This window comes from Lyngbya sp. CCY1209 (assembly GCF_055795065.1).
Map to the genome: position 1 here is coordinate 1 of NZ_JAYFER010000250.1, position 22,484 is coordinate 22,484.

At 55.0% G+C, this 22,484-nt stretch carries 22 protein-coding genes; 11 read left to right on the plus strand and 11 right to left on the minus strand.

The features are described from left to right. Positions 1-442 precede the first annotated feature (442 nt). Together AC0QHF_RS06645 and AC0QHF_RS06650 are read left to right on the plus strand one after the other, a co-directional pair. Entirely contained in the window at positions 443-850 is a 408-nt protein-coding gene (locus tag AC0QHF_RS06645; protein ID WP_324703409.1) for a potassium channel family protein, read from the plus strand. Between the two features lie 68 nt (positions 851-918). After that, a complete protein-coding gene (locus AC0QHF_RS06650; RefSeq protein WP_324703410.1) occupies positions 919-2,433 on the plus strand; it encodes a TrkH family potassium uptake protein in 1,515 nt (504 codons plus the stop codon). 111 nt (positions 2,434-2,544) lie between these two features. On the opposite strand, the gene AC0QHF_RS06655 is transcribed toward AC0QHF_RS06650, so the two are convergent. Next, positions 2,545-2,730, minus strand: coding sequence for a hypothetical protein (locus AC0QHF_RS06655; RefSeq protein WP_324703411.1), 186 nt, complete (start codon positions 2,728-2,730; stop codon positions 2,545-2,547). 154 nt (positions 2,731-2,884) lie between these two features. On the opposite strand from AC0QHF_RS06655, the gene AC0QHF_RS06660 reads away from it, so the two are divergent. Continuing rightward, a complete protein-coding gene (locus AC0QHF_RS06660) occupies positions 2,885-3,763 on the plus strand; it encodes an NAD(P)-dependent oxidoreductase (protein ID WP_324703412.1) in 879 nt (292 codons plus the stop codon). Between the two features lie 55 nt (positions 3,764-3,818). On the opposite strand, the gene AC0QHF_RS06665 is transcribed toward AC0QHF_RS06660, so the two are convergent. Then, positions 3,819-5,993, minus strand: coding sequence for a S8 family serine peptidase (locus AC0QHF_RS06665; RefSeq protein WP_324703413.1), 2,175 nt, complete (start codon positions 5,991-5,993; stop codon positions 3,819-3,821). A 328-nt stretch (positions 5,994-6,321) separates the two neighbouring features. On the opposite strand from AC0QHF_RS06665, the gene AC0QHF_RS06670 reads away from it, so the two are divergent. From AC0QHF_RS06670 to grxD, 3 genes are all read left to right on the plus strand, one after another. Next, the gene (locus AC0QHF_RS06670) at positions 6,322-6,978 is read left to right on the plus strand and encodes a hypothetical protein (RefSeq protein ID WP_375341404.1); all 657 of its coding nucleotides are present in this window, start codon (positions 6,322-6,324) and stop codon (positions 6,976-6,978) included. 201 nt (positions 6,979-7,179) lie between these two features. Then, a complete protein-coding gene (locus AC0QHF_RS06675; protein ID WP_324703414.1) occupies positions 7,180-7,437 on the plus strand; it encodes a BolA family protein in 258 nt (85 codons plus the stop codon). Between the two features lie 119 nt (positions 7,438-7,556). Then, entirely contained in the window at positions 7,557-7,880 is a 324-nt protein-coding gene (gene grxD / locus AC0QHF_RS06680) for a Grx4 family monothiol glutaredoxin (RefSeq protein WP_324703415.1), read from the plus strand. Between the two features lie 67 nt (positions 7,881-7,947). On the opposite strand, the gene AC0QHF_RS06685 is transcribed toward grxD, so the two are convergent. Then, on the minus strand, positions 7,948-8,196 hold the full coding sequence (locus AC0QHF_RS06685; protein ID WP_324703416.1) for a DUF6761 family protein: 249 nt from the start codon (positions 8,194-8,196) through the stop codon (positions 7,948-7,950). A 242-nt stretch (positions 8,197-8,438) separates the two neighbouring features. Here AC0QHF_RS06685 and AC0QHF_RS06690 point away from each other — a divergent pair, with 242 nt between their 5' ends. Then, a complete protein-coding gene (locus AC0QHF_RS06690; protein WP_324703417.1) occupies positions 8,439-8,582 on the plus strand; it encodes a hypothetical protein in 144 nt (47 codons plus the stop codon). 82 nt (positions 8,583-8,664) lie between these two features. After that, positions 8,665-9,420, plus strand: a complete 756-nt coding sequence (locus AC0QHF_RS06695; RefSeq protein WP_324703418.1) for a response regulator transcription factor — start codon at positions 8,665-8,667, stop codon at positions 9,418-9,420. Positions 9,421-9,659: 239 nt separating this feature from the next. Here the strand turns inward: AC0QHF_RS06695 and AC0QHF_RS06700 are convergent, their stop codons facing one another. After that, on the minus strand, positions 9,660-11,036 hold the full coding sequence (locus tag AC0QHF_RS06700; protein WP_324703419.1) for an aldehyde dehydrogenase: 1,377 nt from the start codon (positions 11,034-11,036) through the stop codon (positions 9,660-9,662). Between the two features lie 176 nt (positions 11,037-11,212). On the opposite strand from AC0QHF_RS06700, the gene AC0QHF_RS06705 reads away from it, so the two are divergent. Continuing rightward, positions 11,213-13,246 carry an NAD(P)/FAD-dependent oxidoreductase gene (locus AC0QHF_RS06705; RefSeq protein WP_324703420.1) on the plus strand — a complete coding sequence of 678 codons (2,034 nt, stop codon included), beginning with the start codon at positions 11,213-11,215 and terminating at the stop codon, positions 13,244-13,246. Positions 13,247-13,307: 61 nt separating this feature from the next. On the opposite strand, the gene AC0QHF_RS06710 is transcribed toward AC0QHF_RS06705, so the two are convergent. Next, positions 13,308-14,213 carry an SPFH domain-containing protein gene (locus AC0QHF_RS06710; protein ID WP_324703421.1) on the minus strand — a complete coding sequence of 302 codons (906 nt, stop codon included), beginning with the start codon at positions 14,211-14,213 and terminating at the stop codon, positions 13,308-13,310. Between the two features lie 5 nt (positions 14,214-14,218). Then, on the minus strand, positions 14,219-14,497 hold the full coding sequence (locus tag AC0QHF_RS06715; protein ID WP_324703422.1) for a hypothetical protein: 279 nt from the start codon (positions 14,495-14,497) through the stop codon (positions 14,219-14,221). Positions 14,498-14,692: 195 nt separating this feature from the next. Between AC0QHF_RS06715 and AC0QHF_RS06720 the strand changes: the two genes are divergently transcribed. Next, positions 14,693-15,229, plus strand: coding sequence for a response regulator transcription factor (locus AC0QHF_RS06720; RefSeq protein WP_324703423.1), 537 nt, complete (start codon positions 14,693-14,695; stop codon positions 15,227-15,229). Positions 15,230-15,415: 186 nt separating this feature from the next. Here the strand turns inward: AC0QHF_RS06720 and AC0QHF_RS06725 are convergent, their stop codons facing one another. Beyond that, positions 15,416-15,961 (minus strand): response regulator, encoded by a 546-nt coding sequence (locus AC0QHF_RS06725; protein ID WP_324703424.1) that lies wholly within the window; start codon positions 15,959-15,961, stop codon positions 15,416-15,418. A 229-nt stretch (positions 15,962-16,190) separates the two neighbouring features. Between AC0QHF_RS06725 and AC0QHF_RS06730 the strand changes: the two genes are divergently transcribed. Beyond that, on the plus strand, positions 16,191-18,224 hold the full coding sequence (locus AC0QHF_RS06730; protein WP_324703425.1) for an FAD-dependent oxidoreductase: 2,034 nt from the start codon (positions 16,191-16,193) through the stop codon (positions 18,222-18,224). 523 nt (positions 18,225-18,747) lie between these two features. Here the strand turns inward: AC0QHF_RS06730 and AC0QHF_RS06735 are convergent. The 4 genes from AC0QHF_RS06735 to AC0QHF_RS06750 form a co-directional block, all read right to left on the minus strand. Next, positions 18,748-19,188 (minus strand): hypothetical protein, encoded by a 441-nt coding sequence (locus AC0QHF_RS06735; protein WP_324703426.1) that lies wholly within the window; start codon positions 19,186-19,188, stop codon positions 18,748-18,750. 159 nt (positions 19,189-19,347) lie between these two features. After that, the gene (gene lpxB, locus AC0QHF_RS06740) at positions 19,348-20,496 is read right to left on the minus strand and encodes a lipid-A-disaccharide synthase (RefSeq protein WP_324703427.1); all 1,149 of its coding nucleotides are present in this window, start codon (positions 20,494-20,496) and stop codon (positions 19,348-19,350) included. Next, on the minus strand, positions 20,493-21,305 hold the full coding sequence (gene lpxA / locus AC0QHF_RS06745; RefSeq protein WP_324703428.1) for an acyl-ACP--UDP-N-acetylglucosamine O-acyltransferase: 813 nt from the start codon (positions 21,303-21,305) through the stop codon (positions 20,493-20,495). The genes lpxB and lpxA overlap by 4 nt, the downstream gene beginning before the upstream one ends. Positions 21,306-21,618: 313 nt before the next feature. Beyond that, the gene (locus tag AC0QHF_RS06750; protein ID WP_324703429.1) at positions 21,619-22,320 is read right to left on the minus strand and encodes a DUF433 domain-containing protein; all 702 of its coding nucleotides are present in this window, start codon (positions 22,318-22,320) and stop codon (positions 21,619-21,621) included. Between the last annotated feature and the right edge of the window lie 164 nt (positions 22,321-22,484).

Genomic DNA, 22,484 nt, shown 5'->3' on the forward strand with positions numbered 1-22,484 from the left:
AAAAATCCTTGCTCCTGTCTCCCATCAACGGTTTTCATTGTCGCCCTCGACAATTTTTAACCGAGAATGAAACGGCCCTGCTTAACAAGGGGGGAGCCAAAGGATGTTTCGCTTTGATTGATACAGGGAAAGTCTCAAGGGGACTTCGACTTCTAGGTATTTAACTGGATTCGATATAAATCGGGAAAATCCAATCAAAGCCCCCAGGATTGGGGGTTTGGGGGCGACTGGCAACCAACATTCGACCAAAGTTAGAGGCGCGATCGCGGAAATTCGACTAAAATAAACGTAATTTTCAGGTTTCGTCCGATCTGATTTGGGGTGCAAATTTTCATCGATTTGCCATCGACCCGAAGATAGATTTGACGGCCGAATTTGAGTGGGAGGCGGGGCAATCGCGCCTTCCCCAGCGAGTCGATTTTTCCAGATTATTCATTAAAAGATGTACATCATTATCGTAGATGCGGGGCCGGAAGGTTCAAGTTTGATCGATTTGGCAGTTGAAGAAGGGCATGAAGTGGCGCTCATCGATTCCCACGAAGACCGGGCGAGGGCGGTCTTGAAAAAGCACCAGATCCGCGTCTTCCAGGCGGATATTGCCGAAGGTGCCATTCTCGAAGAAGCCGAAGCCAGCCGCGCCGATGCACTGGTCGCCACCACGAGCGACGATTCGATCAACTTGATGGCCATGTTCATGGGTAAAGAACTCGGCATCGAAACCCTCGTCAGCGTCGTCAATGAAAAATTGCACCAGAGCTTATTCAAACGCCTCGATGTCGCCATCCTCGGAGATCCGGAAGTGATTATCGCCCGACAACTCTATCAACTCCTCAACCGCAAGAGAAATTGACAGTCAGACACCCCATCGAAAAACTTGATTTCAACTGACTGAAAGCCTTTAGAATTTTCTAGGAAACAGTGAATCCATATATTAAAACGACTCTCCGCGACCTCGGTTTATTGCTGCACATCCCCGGCGCGATGGCCGTCATTTCCCTGCCCGTTTGCGTGATATTTGGCGAATATTATGCCCTGCTCTCATTTCTGGGGACGGCGGCGATCTCCTTCGCCATCGGACAAGGGCTGTATCGCCTTTTCAAAAAAGCCGAAGAATCCCGTTTACCCCACGCCCTGCTCACCGTCGGTTTGGGTTGGTTTCTGATTCCCTGTCTGGGATCTATACCCTTTATCTTAATCGCATCTCACCTGTCACAAACTCCCCTCACGCCCCTGACTATTTTTTACTTTCAAAATCCCTGGAATGCCCTCTTTGAAGCGTTCTCGGGGTTTACGAGTACGGGGCTCTCCGTCGCCCTGCATTCGAGCGAGTTGCCGAATATTTTGCTGTGGTGGCGTTCCCTGATGGAGTGGATTGGCGGGGTTGGCGTCATCGTCTTGATGATTTCCATTTTGGAGCCGAGTACGGACGCCTATCAATTGTACAGCGCCGAAACTCGGAACACAAAAATCGGTCTGACGATCACCGAAACCGTGCAGAAAATATGGAAAATTTACCTGATTTATACCGCGATCGCGATCCTGTTGTTGCGGGTGGCGGGGATGTCCTGGTGGCACGCCATCAACCACGGGATGACGGGAATTTCGACGGGCGGTTTCTCGATTCCGGACGACAGTATCGCCGCCTACGACACGCGAATTCAGGCGGCGGTCATTCTCGTTATGATCGCCGGTGCCATCAGCTTCCCGGTTCACTACCAACTCATTTATAAGGGGCGGTTGAAAGCGCTGTGGCAGGACAGCCAACATCGGGCGCTGTGGATACTTCTCGTCGTCGGTTCGTTGCTGCTATTTTTTGAAACTTACTGGTTCCACGGTCAATTTCACTGGCTCGACAGTGTATTTCAGTGGGCTTCGGCTCTGGGAACTTGCGGTTTTTCTACGGTAAACTTGAAGGAATGGCTGACCGTAGAAAAATTAATTTTGACCGTCGGGATGATTTTTGGCGGCGCTTCGGGTTCCACCGTCGGCGGATTGAAATTGACGCGGGTGGTGTCGCTGTTCAAAGCGATTTTGTGGCGCGTCCAGCGCGTCACCCTCGCCCCCCACCAAATGATGTATTACAAGTTGGATGGCAAGGTGATTTCGGAGACGCAAGCGAACCGCCGCATCGAGTCGGCGGCGGTGCTGGGGGCCCTGTGGTTGAGCGCGATCGCGATCAGTATTTTCATACTGATCAATATTGTCGGCCCGGAGTATACGTTGGCGGACGTGATTTTCGAGTCGGCTTCGGCCCTGGGAAGTGTCGGTTTATCGACGGGAATTACCGGCCCGACTTTGCCCTGGCTGGGTAAAGTTATTTTGATGTTGTTGATGTGGATGGGGCGCTTGGAAATCGTCCCGGTTCTCCTGTTGATTTCTTGGCCGTTGGGCCGCTTTAAAAGCCAAGTCAGTCGCCGGATTCGGAAGCTGTAGCGATCGCCCGTCCGCGTCGGGGATGTGGCATCGCGATCTCGAAATTAGACCGTGTAAGGGGGGCGGTTGGTTGGGGTTTAAAAATGACGGTAGATGCACGCAATTTTAAAATTAATCTTTGGATTCGCGATCGCCCGCTTCGGATTTGGATTTGTCGGACAAACCCGCCATCGCCCAAGACATACTCACCATGAAAGCTTTCGCGATCGCCTTTTCGGATTCAGTTTCGGATTCAGTTTGCGGGGTGTCCGGGTCGGATTGGGGATTTTTGGAATTCTCGTTATTTTCATCGGTCATTATCAGATCTCCTCGGCACTTCGGTGGATTTCTCATATTCTTTAATTCTATCATTGCCCTACATATCCCGTCCGAAATTGGCGAATGTCGGGGCGATTATCCAAATGTTGGAATCTGCACTAAAATCGATCGCGTCGTTCAGCGCAGCATCGAAATGATGAAAACCGCATTTTTGGGACTCGGCGTGATGGGGGGCCACATGGCGGCCAATCTAGCCCGGGGGGGTTACGATGTCAGGGCGTGGAACCGCACCCCCGATCGCCCCGGGGTCGCGATCGCCCGGGAGGGGGGCGCCGAAATCGCGAACAGCATCCGGGATGCCGTCGCCGAGGCGGAAGTGATCTGCACCTGCGTGGGAGACGTCCCCGACGTGGAAGAAGTCATCCTCGGGCCGGGCGGTATCGCCGAATTTGCCAAACCGGGGGCGATCGTCGTAGACTTGAGCACCATCGGACCGGCCGCCGTCGCCCCCATCGCGGAAGCCCTGAAATCCCGGAAAATTCAGTTTTTGGACGCCCCCATTTCCGGCGGAGATGTCGGCGCGAAAAACGGCACGCTGACGATCATGGTGGGGGGAGAAGCGGACGCCTTTGAAACCTGCAAACCCCTGTTCGAGGCGATGGGCAAAAATATCCGCCACTGCGGGCCGAGCGGCAGCGGTCAGGGGGTGAAATTGTGCAATCAAATCCTCTGTTCCCTCACCTTGGTGGGGGTGTGCGAGGCGATGCTGCTGGCCGAACGCCAGGGTATCGACCCGCAGTTGGTGGTGGAAGTGTGCGGCACCGGCGCGGCGGGTTCCTGGGCCCTGTCGAATTTGGGAGAAAAGGTGGCGGACGGGGATTTCGCCCCCGGTTTCATGATCCGCCACATGGTCAAAGATTTGCGGTTGGTACAGGAGGCCCTATCCCGATATTTGCCGGGAGTGGAACTGGCCGATCGCCTCTTCAAAGTCGTCCGCGACCTGGACGGTGGCGACGGAGCGATGCAGGGCACCCAGGCGATGATCCGCGCTTATCGGGAAGAAGAAAATTGATAATTATCAATTATCAATTATCAATTATCAATTCTTTTCCCTGCCCCTCCGCTCCCTAAAGACCCAGATCCAATTTCCACCCCTTCAGCTTTCCGGTGTGTTCGGGGGCCCGGTCGATCGCCGTCAGCCGCCAGGTTCCTTGGGGGGAGAGGTTGAGCAATTCCCGCAGGTAGGGGGTGCTCTGGAGGGTGTAAGTGGTTTTCAGGGACGTGCTGCGGCCGAGGGTGCGGTTTTGCAGCAGTACCGCCTTGCCGCCGGGTTCGACCAGGTGAATTTCCACATCCCCCAAAAATTCGTGTTCGACTTCGACGCTCACCTGGATGTCTAAAATCGGGCTGGTGTCGGAAATGGAGATGCGGCTGCTGGCCCCCTCGCCATCGTCGTCGGGGATGGCCAGGGTTTGAGCGTTCGATCGCTCCACCCGGCGGGAAACCTGCTGGCGGGTCGCCTGTTTGCTTTTCGCCATTTTCACGGCTTTTTCGGCGTTGACGCGGCCGTAGCCGAACCACTGGCAGTAGCCGTTGCGATCGTAACTGCCCATGCTGATGCCCAATTGGGGGTCGGGGTCGGGATCGACCATCTTATCGGCGGTTTGTTCGATGATGCGGCGCACCTCCTGGGCACTCAACTGGGGGTTGACGGACAAGACCAAGGCGGCGACCCCGGCGACGACGGGGGTGGCGCTGGAGGTGCCGCCGAAATAGGGGGTGAAGTCCTCGTGGTCGTAGCCCGCCGCACCCATGCGATCGGTGGTGAAGACGCCCAACCCCTCCAGGGTGCTGCGAATCGCCGGGGGCGTGCCGATGTAGCCCGTTTCCTGGAGCCACATTCCGGGGGGGGCGTTGTTGCTGGGGGCGCAGACGGAAATTCCGGTGCCCCAATTGCTGTAGGCGGCTTTTTTGTTGAGGCTGGTGCAGGCGGAGACGGCGATGACGTCGGGGTGGACGGCGAATCCGGCCAGCCATCTCGTCCGGCCTTTGATGACGTTGTTGGGCCAGCCGCTCTCGTTGAGGGTGCCGTTGATGGGGCGGTTGGCGTTGCCGGCGGCGAAGACGATGACGCAGCCACGGCCGTTGCGGCCCCGGGTGGCGGCTTTGGTGATGACGGCCCGCTGGCGCAGGGAGAGGGGGAAGTAGACGGCGCTGGCCCCCCAACTGCAGGAGATCACCGAGGCGCCGCGATCGATGGCCCAGTCGAACATCTTTTCAACCGACTCGTCGTCGAGGTAGCCGGTGGTGCGGATCGGCATCAGGGCGCAGCCCGGGGCGACTCCGACGATGCCCTTGCCGTTTTCTTCGGCGACCGCCACACCGGCGCAGGCGGTGCCGTGGTTGTCGGAGGGGGAGTCGGGCAGGGGGAGGCGATCCTGGCCTTTGAGGTCGAGGGGGGCGACGATTTTGCCCAACCCCCGGAAGTCGGTGTGGTTGATGTCTACCGAGTCGTCGGTGATGGCGACGACGACGGAGCGGTTGCCGCGGGTGATGTCCCAGGCGCCTTCCACGGAGATGTGGGAGTTGGTGGCCACGCCGTTGCCCCCGCCGTTGTGGAGGTACCACTGGCGGTTGTAGAGGGGGTCCCGGGGCCGGTAGTAGGATTGGCTTCTGACGATGATGTTGGGTTCGGCGGTGAGAACTTCCGGATTCCAGGTCAGGCGGTTGGAGATTTTGATCGGGTTTTCGAGACTGCGCGAGCCCAATTCGTAGACGAAGGTGTTGGGGATGCCCTCGACGGGTTTGAGCAGGTGGAGGCCCTGGGTGGCGGCGATCGCGTTTCGCGTCTGTTCCCCGACGCTCTCATCGAACTGGATGGTGATTTGGTTGGTCAGATATAAGACCATCCCGGGGTCGTTTTCGACCCGGTAGACGTGGCTGGCGAAGGCGATGCGATCGGATTGGCGGGCCAGTTCCATCGCCTCGTCGAGTTGGGTGGATTCTACCTGAACCTCGCTGAGTCCCGGCGGAACGTAGGCGGTGTTTTTGATGTGGATGGGCAGGTTCCCCAAGTCGTCGCCGACGGCGACGACGGGATCGAATTGGCCGTCCGGTTTGAGCCCCGGTTGCTGGCCCGGGCCGGCCGTGGGTGAGAGTCGCACCGTGAAGCGATCGGGGATTTTTTGAATGGGGAGTTCTTCTCCGCCCCGCTGTAAAATGCTGTCGATGCTGTCTTCTGGAACGCCGATGCCCTGGTACTCTTGTGCCAAGATGCCGGACGGGTTGACTGGTGATGTCATCTTGTCGTAATCCTCGCTGGTCTAAATTCTCTCATTCACCACCTGAACGGATGCGATCGGGATGGTTTTGGGGATTGATGCGGTGGAGACGATCGCCGATCCCCTCAAAACTATACCGCCGCGTGCCGGGTGTGGGGTGTGGGGTGTGGGGGCAGAGGAGGCAGGGGGGTAGGGGGGCAGGGGAGCAGGGGGGCACAGGAGGTAGGGGAGGCAGGTGATCGGGCATTCGCAAGCGATCGGGCGAAGTCTCCAATTTTGGCCAAGGAATGATAAGATCCGTGAAGTTCAATGACCTTTCGTGTCGCGATCGCGCAACTTCTACATCATTATGCTGTCCCCTGGAACTGTCCGCTCTCCCGAAGTTATTGCCAGTTTGTCGGCATCCGTCCTGGCGGTTTTCACCCTCCTGGGTGCCGGCTGGGCTGTCGCCCAAGATTCCTCGAATCCCGACGGAATGGGCGAAGAGTCGGAGTTGGAAATGCCGGTCGAAGTGACGCCGAACCGAGAGCCGTCCAACCCCCAAGATACGCGCCCGCTGAGTCTCGAAAGTAGTTTTTTGAGCGTCCAGGGGGGGGAGCGGCTGTTAGCGGAGGCCAGCGAAGCGATCGCCGACGAAAATTATGACGAAGCGGCGGAGAAACTGCAAGAGGCCCGCCAAATTTTCAACCAACTCTCCAATTTTTACCAACAGTTGGCCACCAGTTTCTCGGGCATCGACAACCGCATCGCCGACGAACACCGCAATCGCGCCCGGGACACCGCCCAACTGCGGGACAACGCCACCTACCAACTGGCCCTGGTTCACCGCGCCCAAAACCAACCGGAATTGGCGGTTCCGCTACTGGTCCAAATCATCCGCTCCCAAGCCCCCACCCGCGACCTCGGCAAAAAAGCCTACCAACAATTGCTCGAATTGGGCTTCGTCAGCACCCCCTTACCGGGCGGCGCCGCCCCGGAACAATCCACCTCTTCCAACCCGCAATAATATTCAAAACCCGAAAAGCTCTCAGATGGGGGGCAGGGGGGCGATCGGAGGCGACCGGAGGCACAGGGGTTCCAGAAGCATCCTCCGCTTTCTATTCCCTATTCCCTATTCCTTATTCCCTATTCCCTATTCCCTACTCCCTACTCCCCATCTTCAAGGAGTATGTCAAAATGGGGAGACGCAGTTTATTGAAGGAAATCTATGGTCACTCTCGATCAAGTCGAGGCGATGATTCAATCCGAGTTGCCCGACGCTTTCGTCAAGGTCGAAGATCTCGGCGGTGGCGACCACTTGCAGGCGATCGTTGTTTCGTCCGCCTTCGAGGGGCAAACCCTGGTCAAACAGCATCAAATGGTTTATAAAGCGGTTAAGGAAGCGATGGCGACCGAGGCGATCCACGCCCTGGCCCTCAAAACCTACACCCCCCAAGGGTGGGAAAAAGTGAATCAAGCCGCTTGATCTCGCTCCCCTCGGGGGGATGAGTCAACGGTTCGGGGACGGGGTAACGCCTCACTCGCCCAATTTGATTGCGTCAAATCGCTGCTCAGTATTTCGTCAACTCAACCGAACACGCCATTATGACTTCTGAAACGCAAGCCAAAATTGAAAAGCTCATCAACGATAACAAAATCTTCGTTTTCATGAAGGGGACGAAGCTGATGCCCATGTGCGGGTTTTCCAACAACGTGGTTCAAATTCTCAACAGCATGGGAGTCCCGTTTGAAACCTGCGATGTTTTGGAAGAGCCCGAAATTCGTCAGGGCATCAAGGATTATTCTAGCTGGCCGACCATCCCCCAGGTTTACATCAACGGGGAATTTGTCGGGGGGTCGGACGTGATGATCGAGTTGTACCAGAAGGGTGAACTGCAGCAAATGCTCGAAGTCGCCCTCGCGTCCTAAACCGTCGCCAAAGTTTCGGAACGGTGACAAACAAACCCAGCCCGAAAGCGGCTGGGTTTGTTATCGTCTAATAGTAGTCCACTTCCGGCTGTGGGAGGGGCATCTCGAAGTTGGACGGGTCGTGAATGTACCGGAACGTCTCCTCCTCCAGGCGGTGAACCTGGAAGGGTTCGAGGACGCTGGCGTGTCTGAGGGCGGCGATGTAGCCATCGACAAACATTCTCAGCTCGTCGTGGCGGTAGCCGCGATTCCACAGTTCGACGAGAGAATCCGTGAGTTTTTGATAGTGCCGGATGGTGAGTGCGTTCTGTAACATGGTGGGAACCTCAAGTCATCTCTAGGTTATGAGCCAATCGGGGGAGCCGAAGGGAGGAAGAGCGATTTTCGCTTAATGTTTTCTTTCGTTTTCTACACCTCGATGAGATGGATTTTTGGCATTTTAGCGAATTTCTTCTGATTTAACAGACCCTCGCTCCTAAGAATAGGTTTCCCCGCTGCGATCGCAGACCGTTCAAGGGATCTCCGACTCGTTTGCGGTCGGCAACTGGCACCCCAAAAATGTTGCCGGATCTCGTCCGGGGTCGGAGTTCGGACGGCGATCGCCCGATTCGACCCGAGGGGAAACTCAACCCGGTGCCCTTCAGTTTCTATTTTACCGCGACTCCCGAAACGGTTCGGGAAGGGGCCAGATCATCAGGTTGACACGGGGTAACAGGAGTTACAAAATCATGACTCCGGCCCTGTTAACCTTGAGTTTAATTATTGATAAGGGAAGCTGGCACCAGTGGGATCTGCTTGTATTTCAATCATTGAAGGAAATCCACACCTGCGATCGCTTTTGGGTTGGCATCTTCAGCACGTCGGTTATTCGGTATTTCAATCCGCAGACCTTCATCATGCTCGGGAGGTGTTTTTCAACAATCAGCCCAATTTGGTCGTCCTCGATGCGGAATTGCCGGACGGAAACAGTTTGGAGTTTTGTCAGTGGCTGCAACGGCAACGGCAGGCTTTGGTATTGATGCTTTCGGCCCGCAAAGGCGAGGCGGATATCGTCCGCGGCTTGAGGGCCGGGGCTGACGATTATCTGACCAAACCGTTCGGAATGCAGGAGTTTTTGGCCCGCACCGAATCGCTGATGCGCCGCCACCGCACCTTGGCCCCCCCGACCCATTTGGATTACGGGGCCCTCAAAATCGATCTGGTGCAGCGCCGCGTCCGCCTGCAAGGATTGTTGATCGAACTGACCCCCCAAGAGTATAGTTTATTGTACGTTTTGGCTCAGGCGGGGGGGGAACCGTTGACCCGTTCGGAACTGTTGCGCCGCGCCTGGCCGGACTCTATCGACAATCCCCGCACCATCGACACCCACGTTTTATCTTTGCGAAAAAAGGTGGAAACCGACCCCCGCCAACCCAGCCTCGTCCAGACGGTCCGCAACGTCGGCTATCGGCTGAATTTGGAGGTTCTCAAACCCGACCCGGTTCCCTATCCGAGTCTGAACGGCAATCTTCCCCCCGTGCGGGTGAAAACGGGAAGTTGAGGCGGGTTTCTGCCGTCCGGCCGTGGAAACCTCTCAATTGTCGATCCCCAAAAACGGCGATCGCGGGTTTGGGTTTGGGAAAAATTTCCTCTGCGCCCTCTGCGTGTGGAGTGGTTTTCTCAGAGCCGATCATCCCCGAGACATCTATATATATGTCGGCACAGATCCCCATGATTAAAGGATAAGTCAAGTCCGGGAATTTGTCAACCCCAAATCCCGGACATTTGCCCCGGCAAACCTCACTTTTTGATCGCGGACTTCATCAAATCAACTTTACCCTTGTAGGGGGCGTATCGCAGGGGAATATCAAAGAGGAAAGTTTGCTTCAAGACACTCTTGTAATGGGAGAAGGTGTCGAAACTGGCTTTGCCGTGATAGCTGCCCATGCCGCTTTCCCCGACACCGCCGAAGGGCAGGGTGGGACTGCCGACGTGCAGGACGGTTTCGTTCAAACCGAGGCCCCCGGAAGAGGTTTCGGCTAAGATGCGTTTTTGCTTGTTTTTGTCGCGGGAAAAAAAGTAGAGGGCGAGGGGTTTGGGTCGGGCGTTAATTTGGGCGATCGCATCTCCCAAATCATCATATTCCAAAACCGGAAGAATCGGCCCGAAAATTTCATCTTCCATGACCGGAGATTCCCAAGATATCCCGTCAATGAGAGTCGGGGCGATGTAGCGATCGCTCTCATCCGTCTCGCCGCCGACGACAATATTTCCGTCTTTCAACAATTCCGCCAATCTCGCAAAATGGTGGTTATTGATAATTCTGGCATAGTCCGGGCTGGTTTGCGGTTGGGAACCGAAAAACGATTCAATGGTCGCTTTCATCGCATCGATCAGATCGGGTTTGATGGCGCGATCGACCAACAGATAATCCGGGGCGATGCAGGTCTGTCCGGCGTTGATACACTTGCCCCAAATAATCCGCTTCGCGGTATATTCCAACTGGATATCCGCATCGACGATACAGGGACTTTTCCCCCCCAATTCCAACGTCACGGGGGTGAGGTGTTTGGCGGCGGCTTCCATGACGATTTTGCCGATCCGCTTTCCCCCGGTAAAGAAGATGCGATCGAACCGTTCCGCCAAGAGTTTTTGGCTGACTTCCACACCCCCCTCGACGACGGCGATGTAGTGGCGATCGAAGGTTTTGCCAATCAGATCCGCCACCACTTTCGAGGTGTGGGGTGCGAGTTCGGAGGGTTTTAAAATCGCACAATTTCCCGCCGCGATCGCCCCCACCAACGGCGAGATAACCAGTTGAAACGGATAATTCCACGGCCCGATAATCAATGCCACCCCCAGGGGTTCGGGATACACCTTGCTAGAAGCCGGAAATTGGGCGAGAGAACCGGAAACCCGCTTCGGTTTCACCCAGCGTTTGAGGTGTTTGAGGGCATAATTGATTTCTGCCAAACAGGAGAGTTCAAATGTGCCCTCCAACTCGGGACGCCGCAAGTCGGCCCGAACCGCCTCTGTGATGGGTTCTTCAAAATCCGCGATCGCCTGTTTCAGCCGTCGCAGTTGGGCCAGCCGGAAGTCCACCTCCCGCGTCTGGCCCGTGGCAAAAAATTGTCGCTGCCGGCGGAGGAGTTCGCCGATGTTGAGATTCTCTGTCATATACCCTGCCGTTTGGATATTTTCAATTATGGTAGCGGGATTACAGGCAGGAGGCCCGTGCTACGGCGATCGCACAATCATTCTGGTCGAACCCGTCCGCTTTCCCTTATGCTTAGTAAAGTGTGCAATTCATAGGAAGGTGGGTCGCAACTGAGGTACGACTGACAACGAGTGACATGAAAGAGCTTCTCTATCTGGAAATTCCAACCCCCCATACACGGCGCGTTTGTACCTGGTTGCAGCAGGCGTTTGAACCCGGAGAGGGGACGAAAATCGCCACGCCGGACGGGTTTCGCCTGCAATTTCCCCCGGGGACGGGCGAACTCTCCGTTTTCGTCTGGCCCTTGCAGCGGACGACTTATCTGAAAGCGTTCCGGGTGGGGACTCCCCCGAGTGCGGAGGAAAATCGGGTTCTAAAGCGACTCGAAACCGAGTTGAGGGCAGAGTTTCCCCACCAGTATCCGGAACCGCCGGCGATCGATTTGTCGCGGCAATCCATTTTTGAAGCCCTCGCCGCGGACTATCCGCAGACGGTCAAATATTTCCAAAAAATCCCCAACGGGGAATACGACCTGACGCGGGTTTACTGGTGGGAAAAACGCTGGCGGGAGGGGGTGAGAAATCCGCAGACGCCGAAGCCGGTGATTTTCAACGATGCCGAGGCTAAAACGGGGAGCGATCGCCCCAATTACGATTTAATTTATGTGGGCGGGGCGTTGGGGGTCATCCACGCTGCTGTCATGGCCCGGTTGGGCTACCGGGTGTTGCTGATGGAGCGCCTCCCCTTCGGCCGTATGAACCGGGAATGGAATATTTCCCGCAGCGAATTGCAAAGTTTGATCGATTTGGGATTATTTACCGGGGCGGAAATTGAAACGTTTATCGCCCGGGAATATAAGGACGGATTCCACAAGTTTTTCGATGCCAACAATCCCCCCGTTGCCAAGGCGGAAATCCTGCACACGCCGACGGTGTTGAATGTGGCGCTGGATGCGGAGAAATTGCTGTTTCTGTGCGGGGAAAAATTGCGGCAGGCGGGGGGGGACATTTGGGACGAAACGGAGTTTGTCCGGGCGGATATCGGGGGCGATCGCGTCACGGTAAAAGCCACCCACCTGCCCGGACGATCGGAACGGATCGCCACCGGACGGTTGTTGGTGGACGCGATGGGGACGGCTTCTCCGATCGCTTGGCAACTCAACGGCGGGCGGGCGTTCGATAGCGTCTGTCCCACCGTGGGGGCGGTGATCGAGGGCGGTTTTGAACCGGGGGTTTGGGATTCCACCTACGGGGACGTTCTCAACAGCCACGGGGATATTTCCCGGGGGCGTCAGTTGATTTGGGAACTGTTTCCCGCCGCCGGAGATGAACTGACGTTTTATCTGTTCCACTATCACAAAATCGACCCGAAAAATCCCGGTTCGCTGCTGGAAATGTACGAGGATTTCTTCACCATTTTGCCCGAATATCGCCGCTGCGATATGGACAAATTGGTGTGGAAAAAAGCGACGTTCGGCTACATTCCCGGACATTTTAGTTTGGGGAATCGCGATCGCAAGGTTGCCTACGATCGCCTGGTCATGATCGGGGATGCGGCCTCTTTGCAGTCCCCACTGGTATTCACCGGATTCGGATCGCTCGTCCGCAATCTTTCCCGCCTGACGGACTTGTTAAATACCGCCCTCAAGCACGATTTATTGAAGGCAAATTACCTGAACCAAATTCGCGCCTACCAAAGCAACGTCGCCGTCACCTGGCTATTCTCAAAGGGCATGATGGTTCCCACCGGACGCCACCTGCCCCCCCAACGCATCAATTCCATCCTGAACACCTTTTTCGGCATCCTCGCCACCGAACCCCCGGAAGTGGCGGATACCTTCATCAAAGATCGGGTGGATTGGTGGACCTTCAACCGCCTCGCCCTAAAAGCCGCGCGAACCAATCCCAGGCTGTTATTATGGATTTTGGACTTTATCAGTCCCGGCGAAATCCTCCGCTGGATGGGCAGTTATTTCACCTTCACCGGGCTGGCGTTTGTCAGTTGGCTATTGGGTTGGATTCCCCCCCTCGCCCGCCGTTTTCAACCCTGGTTAGAACCCCGCTATCCGGGCTTGTGGCTGCGGCTGCTGGCGGCGAGTTACGCCCTCACGGACGGGTTGGGACAGCCGCAGGCGCCGATTCCCCACCAGTGGCAGCCGAGGACATCTTGATTGACCCGGAAATCAAGCCCCCCTAACCCCCCAATTCTGGGGGGAACAGTCGAGGGCGAGACTAATTCTGAGGCGCCGCCGCCTTCGGATCGAAGGTGGGGAATGGCGCCGGTCCGCCCTGGTACATGGGGAGGACGCCGTTCCATTTTTCGATCATTTGCTGCTGCAATTCGAGCTCCCGCAGGCGAATGGTCATCGGGGTGACGGTGGAGGCGCCGATTTTTGCCGCTTCCGCGTCCGCCCGGGCTTCGGCGAGTTTGCGTTCGGCTTCGGCTTGGGCGACTTGCAGTTGGGCTTTGGCTGCGATCGCCTGCTGTTCGGCTTGGAAACGGGCGGTCATTTGGGCTTCGATCGCGGCGTCAAAACGGGGTTTGCTGACGAATCCCACGGAGTCGAATTCCACGCCGACGCTTTCAAATTTGTCGTTCAAACAGTCTTGCACGGAAGTCAACAATTCTCCCTGTTTGTTGCCGACGATATCTTCCGGTTTGAGTCCCGCCGCTTTCTGGTTGAAACAGTTGCGGGTTTCGCTGCGGACTAATGTGGCTTTGAATTCCTGGGGATCTTTGAGATATTTTCCGTAGAAATCTTTGATTTTTTCGGTGTTAAAAAAGTAGGAGAGGGAAACGTCCGCGTTGACGCTGGTTCCGCCGACGCCGAAGGTGATACTTTCGTCGATGGGGGACCCTTCATCTTTGGCGGCGGTGAGGATGTAGTATTGGACGTGATCGGGGAAAACGACGATTTCTTCGGTGTAGCTATTGTACCAAACCCGGCCGGTGCTGACGGTGGCATTTTGCACGCCGCGATTGCTTCCGTACATTTCCACCCGCAACCCCACATAGCCGGGGGGGATGCGTTTGACGCTGGTTCCGGGAACCAAACCGCAGGAGGAAACCCCCAAACTGATGAGGGTGGCGAGTCCTGCGAAACGGAAAAAACGACGAAGTAGAGAGGTTTTAATCATGATGATCACCGCTGAGAATCTAAGAGTTGAAATAGGGATGTTTCATCTTCTGGAAAGGTGGCTTTTAGCTGCCGCTGTTGCACTTTGGCGCGATGAATTTTTCGGGTGACGTAGTAAATAGAGGAACCGGGAATGATCACCAGTCCGCTTAAGTAACCGAAAACGCCAAACCAAACTTTGAGGGTACTCGGGGCGCTGACCAAATTGGCGGAGGTTCCGAGAATCCAAAAACATAAAATCAGTTCGCAAAAACCGACAACCAGCCATTTAAGAATGGTTTTCATGGGTTTTAAATTGGGTGCGATCGCGGGAGGTTCTCGACCGTTTTCCCGGCGATTCACCCCTCGTAGGTCTGCATTACTTTCATTATGCCCGATCGCCCTTACACAAGGGGCTATTGTGAAGAAAGATTCACAACTTGAGGGGAAATCCACAACTGTGTATGATCGAAGGTGTGCTTCAGGGGGAGGAGTGGGGGGATGAACCGCAGCCAGTTTGCCGACGCATTTGACGGGTTGACTCCCCGACGCCGACAGGTGTTAAAACTGATGTTATCGGGTTTGGGCGATCGCGACATCGCCGAACGCCTCCACATCACGACTGCGACGGTGAGAAAACATATCGAAAATATTGGCTTGTCCTTCGGATTGAAAAATCAGTTTCCCGACGAACGCCGGTCGAAGCGTTCGGATTTGATCGCGTTATTTTATCAGTACAAACCGGAGTGGGTTACCATTAATTGGGGTCAAACAGAATCGGATTTAAAACTGTCCGAACACGATCATATAGAAAAAGCGATGGATTGGGATTATGCTTCGATTTGCGATCGCGACGTTTTGATCTTAATTGACCGCAGCGGTTCGATGGTGAGGCGGGACGAGGACACCGCCACCCAAACTCGATACGAATATTTGGCGGAAGTGGTGGAGGGGCAGATCGCGGCGATTCTTTCCCACCGCTGCGGGGAACGAAAGATCTGCGATCGCGCCATCCCGAATTGGTGCAACGGATTTTGAACCGGCACCCGAATTCCTAATACAAAGGTATTTTTAACCGGAAAATCTCCCTCTTCTCCCGGTCGCTTCCTCTGCTTCCTGGAGCTCCCGGTCGCCATTTTTCTGGGAGAATGAAATAGCCCTGCTTACAAAGGGAGGCTGGGGGGGATGGGGACGGGGGCGGATTTTCTACCGCTTAAACCCCCATTAATAAACGGCAAGTTCCGGCAAATCATCGAACTTATAAGATAAATTTTTTTGAATTTTTCCAAATACTGAATTAAGCTGTCTCTGGTCGATTGGAAGCAGGTCTAACACTTCCAAAACTCGCTGCAAGCCGAAGGTAATTTCCGCCCGCAAGTGAACCAATTGAAATCCCGCTAACAGATCTTGAGCCCCCTGTTTTGTCGCCCACAACCGTTCGGCTTGCGAGACTTTATCGGCGGTTCCGTGGGTCAAAATAATTTGGATTTCCGGATAGTTCAAATGACACCACCGACAAAATTCGTAGGGACTCTGTTTTTGGCGAATAAAGTGCATGATATCGATTAAACACAGATCCGGAAGTTGACCTTGCCGAGCCCCTTCCCGAACGGCGGATTTCAAATCGATGTCCGGGGGATGAATGAACACGGACAGGCTTTGGGATGCCAAGATCAGATTCCAAATCATCTCCTGTCGTCGGGAAAGTTGCGTGACCCAAACTGTTTTGTAATTGTTGGCGATCATAAAGGTGACTCTCAATAATACCATCAAAATGCACGGGCCTTTCGGCTGTTGTAGAGACACCCAATTCTGAATCAAAGTCGCCCAATTGCCAGCCGGCAGCTTGGGAATATTAAAAAGTCGGAGTTGGACTTACTTAAATTTCAACTCAATGTTACCATCCATAAATGATAGGTTCCGTTCCGGAAGGATATGTAATTTTTTGAGCCTTTTGGAGTTGATGGGAACCTCGGATCATCCACACCCGTTACTGTTAATGCGTCAATTTCCCGAATCACTACAATTCCCATCCCTTTCTCGAAGACAAGTCCTCAAAATTTTAGGAGTCGGTGCAGTGGGTGGACTGTTGGGCTATTCCCGATTCAAAAAACCGCAGCCCACGATCGCCCAACGAGATCCCCTCGACCTCCCCTACCACTCCAACGGCCGCAAGCGCGTCGTCGTCGTCGGGGCGGGTTTGGCGGGGTTAGCCTGCGCCTACGAACTGAGCCGGCGGGGGTTCGCCGTCACCCTGTTGGAGCGATCGCCCCAACTCGGCGGCAAAATCGCCAGTTGGCCGGTGCGGGTGGGGAACGAGACGTTCATGATGGAACACGGGTTCCACGGTTTTTTTCCCCAATATTATAACCTCAACCGCATCGTTCAAGAATTGAACATCGGCGATCATTTTCTATCCCTTAAATTTTACTCCGTCGTCCTCCGAGATGCCACCTACGATCCAGAAGTGTTTCGACCCAACCACTCCGCTTTCCCCTGGAACGTGGTGGATCTGGCGATCGCCTCTCCCAACCGATTTCGCTGGGGCATCAACCTCGCCAAACCCCAGCACTGGCGGGTATTTCGGGAGATCGGCGGTTTCGCCATCCCCGACAGTTTTGAACGCCTCGACGGCCTCTCAGTCAGTGAGTGGGTGGCCGGAGAATTTCCCCGGGGCCTGTACGACCTCTATTTTCTCCCCTTCGCCAAATCCAGTTTAAACGCCCCCGATCGCCTCAGCGCGGGAGAATTGATGCAATTTTTCCACTTTTACTTCTTCGGAAATCCGGAGGGGCTCGCCTTCAACGGAACCCGCCAAGATATGGGAACCGGCCTGGTCAAACCCATCGCCGACGCCATTACCGCCAACGGGGGCGAAATCCGCACCGGCGTCACAGTCTCCGAGGTTCAATGGCGGGACGGACGCATCGATTCTTTACTTTACACCACGGGCAACCCCCGTGGCTCGGTTCCCTTCTGGGTCGATCGCAACCTGGCGTTAAAAGCGGAGGGCGAATATTTCGGGGCGGCGGACGACGTTTACATCCTCAATACCCAAAAAACCGAGGCCACTTCCCTCACCTGCACCCACCAAGGCTGCACCGTCAACCGCCAACCCGACGGCGGCTTTCGCTGTCCCTGTCACGGGGCAGTTTATGACCGCCAAGGCCGGGTCATTTCCGGTCCGGCACGCAAAGACCTACCCCGATTTCACGTCCTCCAATCGGGAGAAAATCGGGTGCAGTTAACCTCCAAAATAAGCAAACCCTCCGAAAATCGGAGGGCTGAAAGGGAGCTAAAACAGGAGGTAAGTTTCACTTACTCTAAACCGGACTTTCCCACCCTGTCCGTTACATCGGCTACACAATCGCCGATCGCTTTGCAGGCGGATTATTATGTTTTCGCCGCAGATGTTCCCGGCGTGCGATCGCTCTTTTCCCGGTCAACGGGGGCGGTTAATGGGGCCTTGCGAGAACGGATCGAAAAATTGGCGATCGCCGATCCCTTCGCCGTTTGTCGTTTTTGGTTCGACCGAGATTTCCCCTGGGAACACAGCCATTTCACCTCCCTTTCCGGCTACCAATTAACCGACAGCATCACCCTCTACCACCGCATCCAAGATCCCTATATCGAATGGCACGAAAAAACGGGCGGCAGCGTCGTCGAACTCCACGCCTACTGTTACAAAGAAGCCGATTTTCCCACCCAAGAGGCACTGTTAAACACCTTTGAATCGGAATTGTATGAAATCGTGCCGGAACTGAAAAAAGCGACGCTGTTACATCGAGAATTGGTAAACCAAAAGAACTTCTCCGGCTATCCCCCCGGCAGTTATGGCGATCGCCCGGAAACGGATTCCGGAGTCTCTAACTTATTCTTCGCCGGAGACTGGGTGAAAATGCCCTTCCCCTGCGGCTTGATGGAACGAGCCGTCAGCAGCGGTTTACTAGCCGCCAACGAGATATTAAACCGGGAAGGACTCCAGAGGCGATCGCTCTTTTCCGTGAATCCAAAAGGGATATTTACGATTTAATTAGATCCCCCCCAGCCCCCCTTAATAAGGGGGGAGCCATTCGATCCCCCCCAGCCCCCCTTAATAAGCAGGGCTGTTTCATTCTCCCCGAAAAATTGCAGAGGGAGCAGAGGGAGCAGAGGGAGCAGAGGGAGCAGAGGGAGATTTTTCGGAATGAAAAGGTATTTTTAACTAAAAAAACCCTTTCTCCTGGCTCCCATTAACGGTTTTCCTCATCATCCTCGACAATTGATAACCGAGAATGAAACGGCCGCGCCGTAATAAGGGGGGAGCCATTCGATCCCCCCCAGCCCCCCTTAATAAGGGGGGAGAAAACCGCAAAAATTCTCTCTCTGTGTTCTCTGTGTCTCTGTGGTTCCAGCCATTTTTTATACTGGTTTACATTTCAAGTCCCCCTTGTCAAGGGGGATTGAGGGGGATCGAACCGTATCGCAGCAGATGGGTTGAATCCAAAAAAGCCCAGTTTTCATCAAAAAGCTGGGCGATTTTTTCGACAATTTAGATTTGAGAAAATGGGGTCTATTTAGTAAATAAAAATCCCCCCGGTGGATTGAACGTTGACCGTGCGAAGACCGGCCTGAGCGCCGCTAGGCCGCACCGTAACCGTCACCACATTATCAACCACATCGACATCGTAATCGAGGCTGAGACCGACATTTGTGGGATTGATCAACAAAAAAGAATCGAGGGGAAGGTTGGTATAACTGATGCTATCCCCCGTCGCCAAATTTGCCGTTCCGCCGGTGGTCAAACCGTACTCCAAAACGACGCCGGACTCGTTCACAAGTGTCAGGCCCACGGGCTCCTGGGGATTGACTCGGGCGACGGGTTGCCAGGGTCCCGGGTTGTACGTCGAAGCCGAGGGCGGGTCTTGGGCCAGAATCATTTCTGCGGGTTTCGCCTGGGCCGCAGACCCAATCAAGAAGACACTACAAAAGGCAACAAAATTGACAAAACGGTTCATATCATTTCTCCAAATACACTGAACGGCGATCGTGTGAGGAGTTGTCTTTATTATCGATCGCTTTGGTCATTTTTGGGCGATCGCTCCGAAATCCCAAGAAACCGGGTTTCTAATAGCATCTCGGGTTCCCATCAAAAATTTTGGTATAAACCGGGTTTCTCAACACTCCAAAATCGTGGCGGCGGCCCGATCGCAGGCTCCTCCGCCCCCCAATGCTTCCCGCATTTCCCGATAGTCAAGCAACATTTTTTCTCGGCGATCGCTATTCGGAAAAAGGGCGATCGCCTCATTTACGATCGCTTCCGGCGTGACCTGATCTTGCAGCAATTCCGGCACGATCGCCTTCATTTCCACCAAATTGGGGGGAGACATGAACGGGATCGAAAATTTCAAAATGTGGCGGGCGATCCAGGCGGTAACGGGACTCACTCGATAAACCACCACCTGGGGCACGTCCAACAATGCCAATTCTAAATTGACCGTGCCCGACTTGGCGATCGCCAAATCCGCCGCCGCCAGGACATCCGCCGTTTCCGAAATGACTTTTGCCCGCAAATTATAATCCGCGATCGCCCCTTCGATATCCCCCCGATACCGTTCCAAAGACAGGGGAATCCAAAACCGAATTTCGGGGTATTTTTCCTGCAAAGTCTGCGCCGCCCGGAACATGACCGGCATCAGATAGCGAATTTCCTGCCATCGGGACGCCGGTAGCAGGGCGATCGCGATCTCGTCGGGGGCAATTCCCAACCGCAGACGGGCTTCAGAGCGCTCTGGATAGGCCTTGAGGCGGTCGATGAGGGGATGACCCACCCAGGTCACGTCCGCCCCCTTCTCGCGAAAATAGCGGGCTTCCTGGGGAAAAATTGCCAGGATGCGATCGCTGAATTTGACGATCTGATCGGTATTTCCCGAACCCAGGGACCAAACCCACTCCTGGGGGGCGATATAGTAAATGACCGGAATCTCGGGAAAACGGCCGTTGACGGTGTTGCCGATGCCGATATTCGGCCCCATGTAATCGATCAAAATCACCAAATCCGGGGGATTCTCCCGCAGGTGACGCCGCACCCGCCACTGCATCTGTAGGGTGGGGATAAAATAGGGCAGGGACTCCCACAGGCCCACGGAACCGATCGCCGTCGTATCCGCCAACAGCATCGCCCCCGCCGCCGCCATTTTCGGACCCCCCAAGGCTGTAATTTCCAGGGGGATATCCATTTCCATCCCCCGCCGCCGCAGCGCCTCCACCAGCAGGGCCCCTTGCAGGTCCCCCGAGACTTCCCCCGTACTGATCAAAATCTTCATTCCGTCTCCGATGTCGATCGCTTTCCGGGAATCAACCCCCGCCGTTCCGGAGTTTGGGAGAGGCGGACGAACCGTTTCAGGTGCTCCAAATGGGGATTTTCCGGGAGTTGTTCCAACTGCGCGATCGCCTCGTCCGTGCGATATCCGGAACGGTAGAGAATCCGAAACGCCTTTTTGAGCCATCCCAAGTCTTCCGACGTCAGACCCGCGCGCTTGAGGCCCACGGCATTGAGCGATCGCACCCGGGACGGGTTCCCCTCCACCAGCATGAACGGGGGCACGTCGCGATCGACCCGACTCATCCCCCCGACCATCGACAACTGGCCGATGCGGACGAACTGGTGCACGCCCAAAACCCCGCTCAGTCGCGCCCGGGACTCGATGTGGACGTGCCCGGCCAGGGCCACCCCGTTGGCAATTACTACCCCATCTTCGATGATGCAATTGTGGCCGACGTGGACGTAGGCCATGATCAAATTGCCATTGCCGATTTCGGTGGCTTCCCCGGCGTAGGTGGCGCGGTTGATGGTGACGTATTCGCGGATGCGGTTATCGTCGCCGATTTTGACGAAGCTTTCGGCGCCCTCGTATTTGAGATCTTGGGTTTCCAAGCCGATGGCGGCGCCGGGGAAAATCTGGTTTCTCGCCCCGATTTCCGTCCATCCGTCGATCACCGCGTGGGGCGCGATCGTCGTTCCGGGGCCGATTTTGACGTTTTCTCCGATTACGGCATAGGCTCCCACCCGTACCGTCGGGTGCAACTGGGCACCGGGACTAATTACTGCGGTCGGGTGGATCAGGGTGGTCATGGAAATGCAATTCGGTTGGCGATCGCTAACTCTGTAGCAGATTTTAGCAGAACCCGCAAGACTCCCCGAACCCGCGATCGCTTCCCGCGAGTTGGGGACGGTTCGGGAAATGGGGCGATCGGCTCATCCCATCTCGAACGGTTCCGATGCGATCGTCTCATCCAAATATTATGGGTTTTGAGGGGTGATTTCGTCGAGCAATTCTGTCGAATTTTTCCAAGCTCTTACTTTTGCGTCGCTCTCAGGATTTCCAGGATGGGATGTTTTCCCAAACAGCGATCGATAAAAAATACCGTTTTTTGACCTTCGTTGATCATGCTGCGATGGGGCGAGTTTCACAGCGGATGGCTTCCTGAATTTTTTCGACTTCGCATTCATAATCATCGGCGATTTGTTCGGGGGAGTCGCCGGCGTGAAATCGTTCGGTGATAATATCCGTCGGTATACCCCTGCCTTCTATTGCCATCCGACCGAAGGCGACGCGAGGATCGATCGCCACGAGGCGGGGGTTATTTTCTTCTTGATTGCGGGTGAAGGGATAGAGTTTGACCGCCAAACCGCGATCGTCGGGTTCGATGCGATCGAGGTGAGCAGTTAATAAATTTTTTAGATTAATTTGTCCTTGGGCAGAGGCGTTAATTTGCAAGCCATACTGTTCGATAAAGAGGTCTACGCCGTCGGTATAAAATTCTTGATGGGCGAGAGGATGGGGCGTTTTAAATTGTTCGTCGATGTAATCTAATGCTGTTCTGACTTTGGCTAAATCCAGATTGTGATCTTGCCGAATCGCCCGCAAAACATGAATTTCAATTAAGTTGATAAAGCTCAGGCGTAAGGGGTTCTTGACTGACGTTTCAATCAAGGGGCGGAATTGTTTATGTCCGTCGTTGACCGGATATTTTCTGCCAACTGTCCAAGCTCGAATTGTTGAAGCCGGAATCTTCAGATAGCGGGCTGCATCTCCAGCCGAGTAGCTGGGAATGTCCCTTGGGTCCTGACCGCCATAGATATCCATTGCCTTAACTTTTTGTTCCTCCCGATGTTTATATTATACCCTATAACGCTATGGGTTTCTTACTCGATCTTAGCTTTATCGTAGTGGACCGTTTCAGCTCAAACGAGGCAATATTCAAAACGGAGCATCGGGCATCTTGCCTGTGGATTCAGATCCGATCCCCT

Coding starts and splice junctions, on each gene's coding strand:
- AC0QHF_RS06645 (WP_324703409.1), top strand. CDS start 443: ATGTACATCATTATCGTAGATGCGGGGCCGGAAGGTTCAAGTTTGATC.
- AC0QHF_RS06655 (WP_324703411.1), bottom strand. CDS start 2,730: ATGACCGATGAAAATAACGAGAATTCCAAAAATCCCCAATCCGACCCG.
- AC0QHF_RS06660 (WP_324703412.1), top strand. CDS start 2,885: ATGATGAAAACCGCATTTTTGGGACTCGGCGTGATGGGGGGCCACATG.
- AC0QHF_RS06665 (WP_324703413.1), bottom strand. CDS start 5,993: ATGACATCACCAGTCAACCCGTCCGGCATCTTGGCACAAGAGTACCAG.
- AC0QHF_RS06670 (WP_375341404.1), top strand. CDS start 6,322: ATGCTGTCCCCTGGAACTGTCCGCTCTCCCGAAGTTATTGCCAGTTTG.
- AC0QHF_RS06675 (WP_324703414.1), top strand. CDS start 7,180: ATGGTCACTCTCGATCAAGTCGAGGCGATGATTCAATCCGAGTTGCCC.
- grxD (WP_324703415.1), top strand. CDS start 7,557: ATGACTTCTGAAACGCAAGCCAAAATTGAAAAGCTCATCAACGATAAC.
- AC0QHF_RS06685 (WP_324703416.1), bottom strand. CDS start 8,196: ATGTTACAGAACGCACTCACCATCCGGCACTATCAAAAACTCACGGAT.
- AC0QHF_RS06690 (WP_324703417.1), top strand. CDS start 8,439: ATGTTGCCGGATCTCGTCCGGGGTCGGAGTTCGGACGGCGATCGCCCG.
- AC0QHF_RS06700 (WP_324703419.1), bottom strand. CDS start 11,036: ATGACAGAGAATCTCAACATCGGCGAACTCCTCCGCCGGCAGCGACAA.
- AC0QHF_RS06705 (WP_324703420.1), top strand. CDS start 11,213: ATGAAAGAGCTTCTCTATCTGGAAATTCCAACCCCCCATACACGGCGC.
- AC0QHF_RS06710 (WP_324703421.1), bottom strand. CDS start 14,213: ATGATTAAAACCTCTCTACTTCGTCGTTTTTTCCGTTTCGCAGGACTC.
- AC0QHF_RS06715 (WP_324703422.1), bottom strand. CDS start 14,497: ATGAAAACCATTCTTAAATGGCTGGTTGTCGGTTTTTGCGAACTGATT.
- AC0QHF_RS06720 (WP_324703423.1), top strand. CDS start 14,693: ATGAACCGCAGCCAGTTTGCCGACGCATTTGACGGGTTGACTCCCCGA.
- AC0QHF_RS06725 (WP_324703424.1), bottom strand. CDS start 15,961: ATGGTATTATTGAGAGTCACCTTTATGATCGCCAACAATTACAAAACA.
- AC0QHF_RS06730 (WP_324703425.1), top strand. CDS start 16,191: ATGCGTCAATTTCCCGAATCACTACAATTCCCATCCCTTTCTCGAAGA.
- AC0QHF_RS06735 (WP_324703426.1), bottom strand. CDS start 19,188: ATGAACCGTTTTGTCAATTTTGTTGCCTTTTGTAGTGTCTTCTTGATT.
- lpxB (WP_324703427.1), bottom strand. CDS start 20,496: ATGAAGATTTTGATCAGTACGGGGGAAGTCTCGGGGGACCTGCAAGGG.
- lpxA (WP_324703428.1), bottom strand. CDS start 21,305: ATGACCACCCTGATCCACCCGACCGCAGTAATTAGTCCCGGTGCCCAG.
- AC0QHF_RS06750 (WP_324703429.1), bottom strand. CDS start 22,320: ATGGATATCTATGGCGGTCAGGACCCAAGGGACATTCCCAGCTACTCG.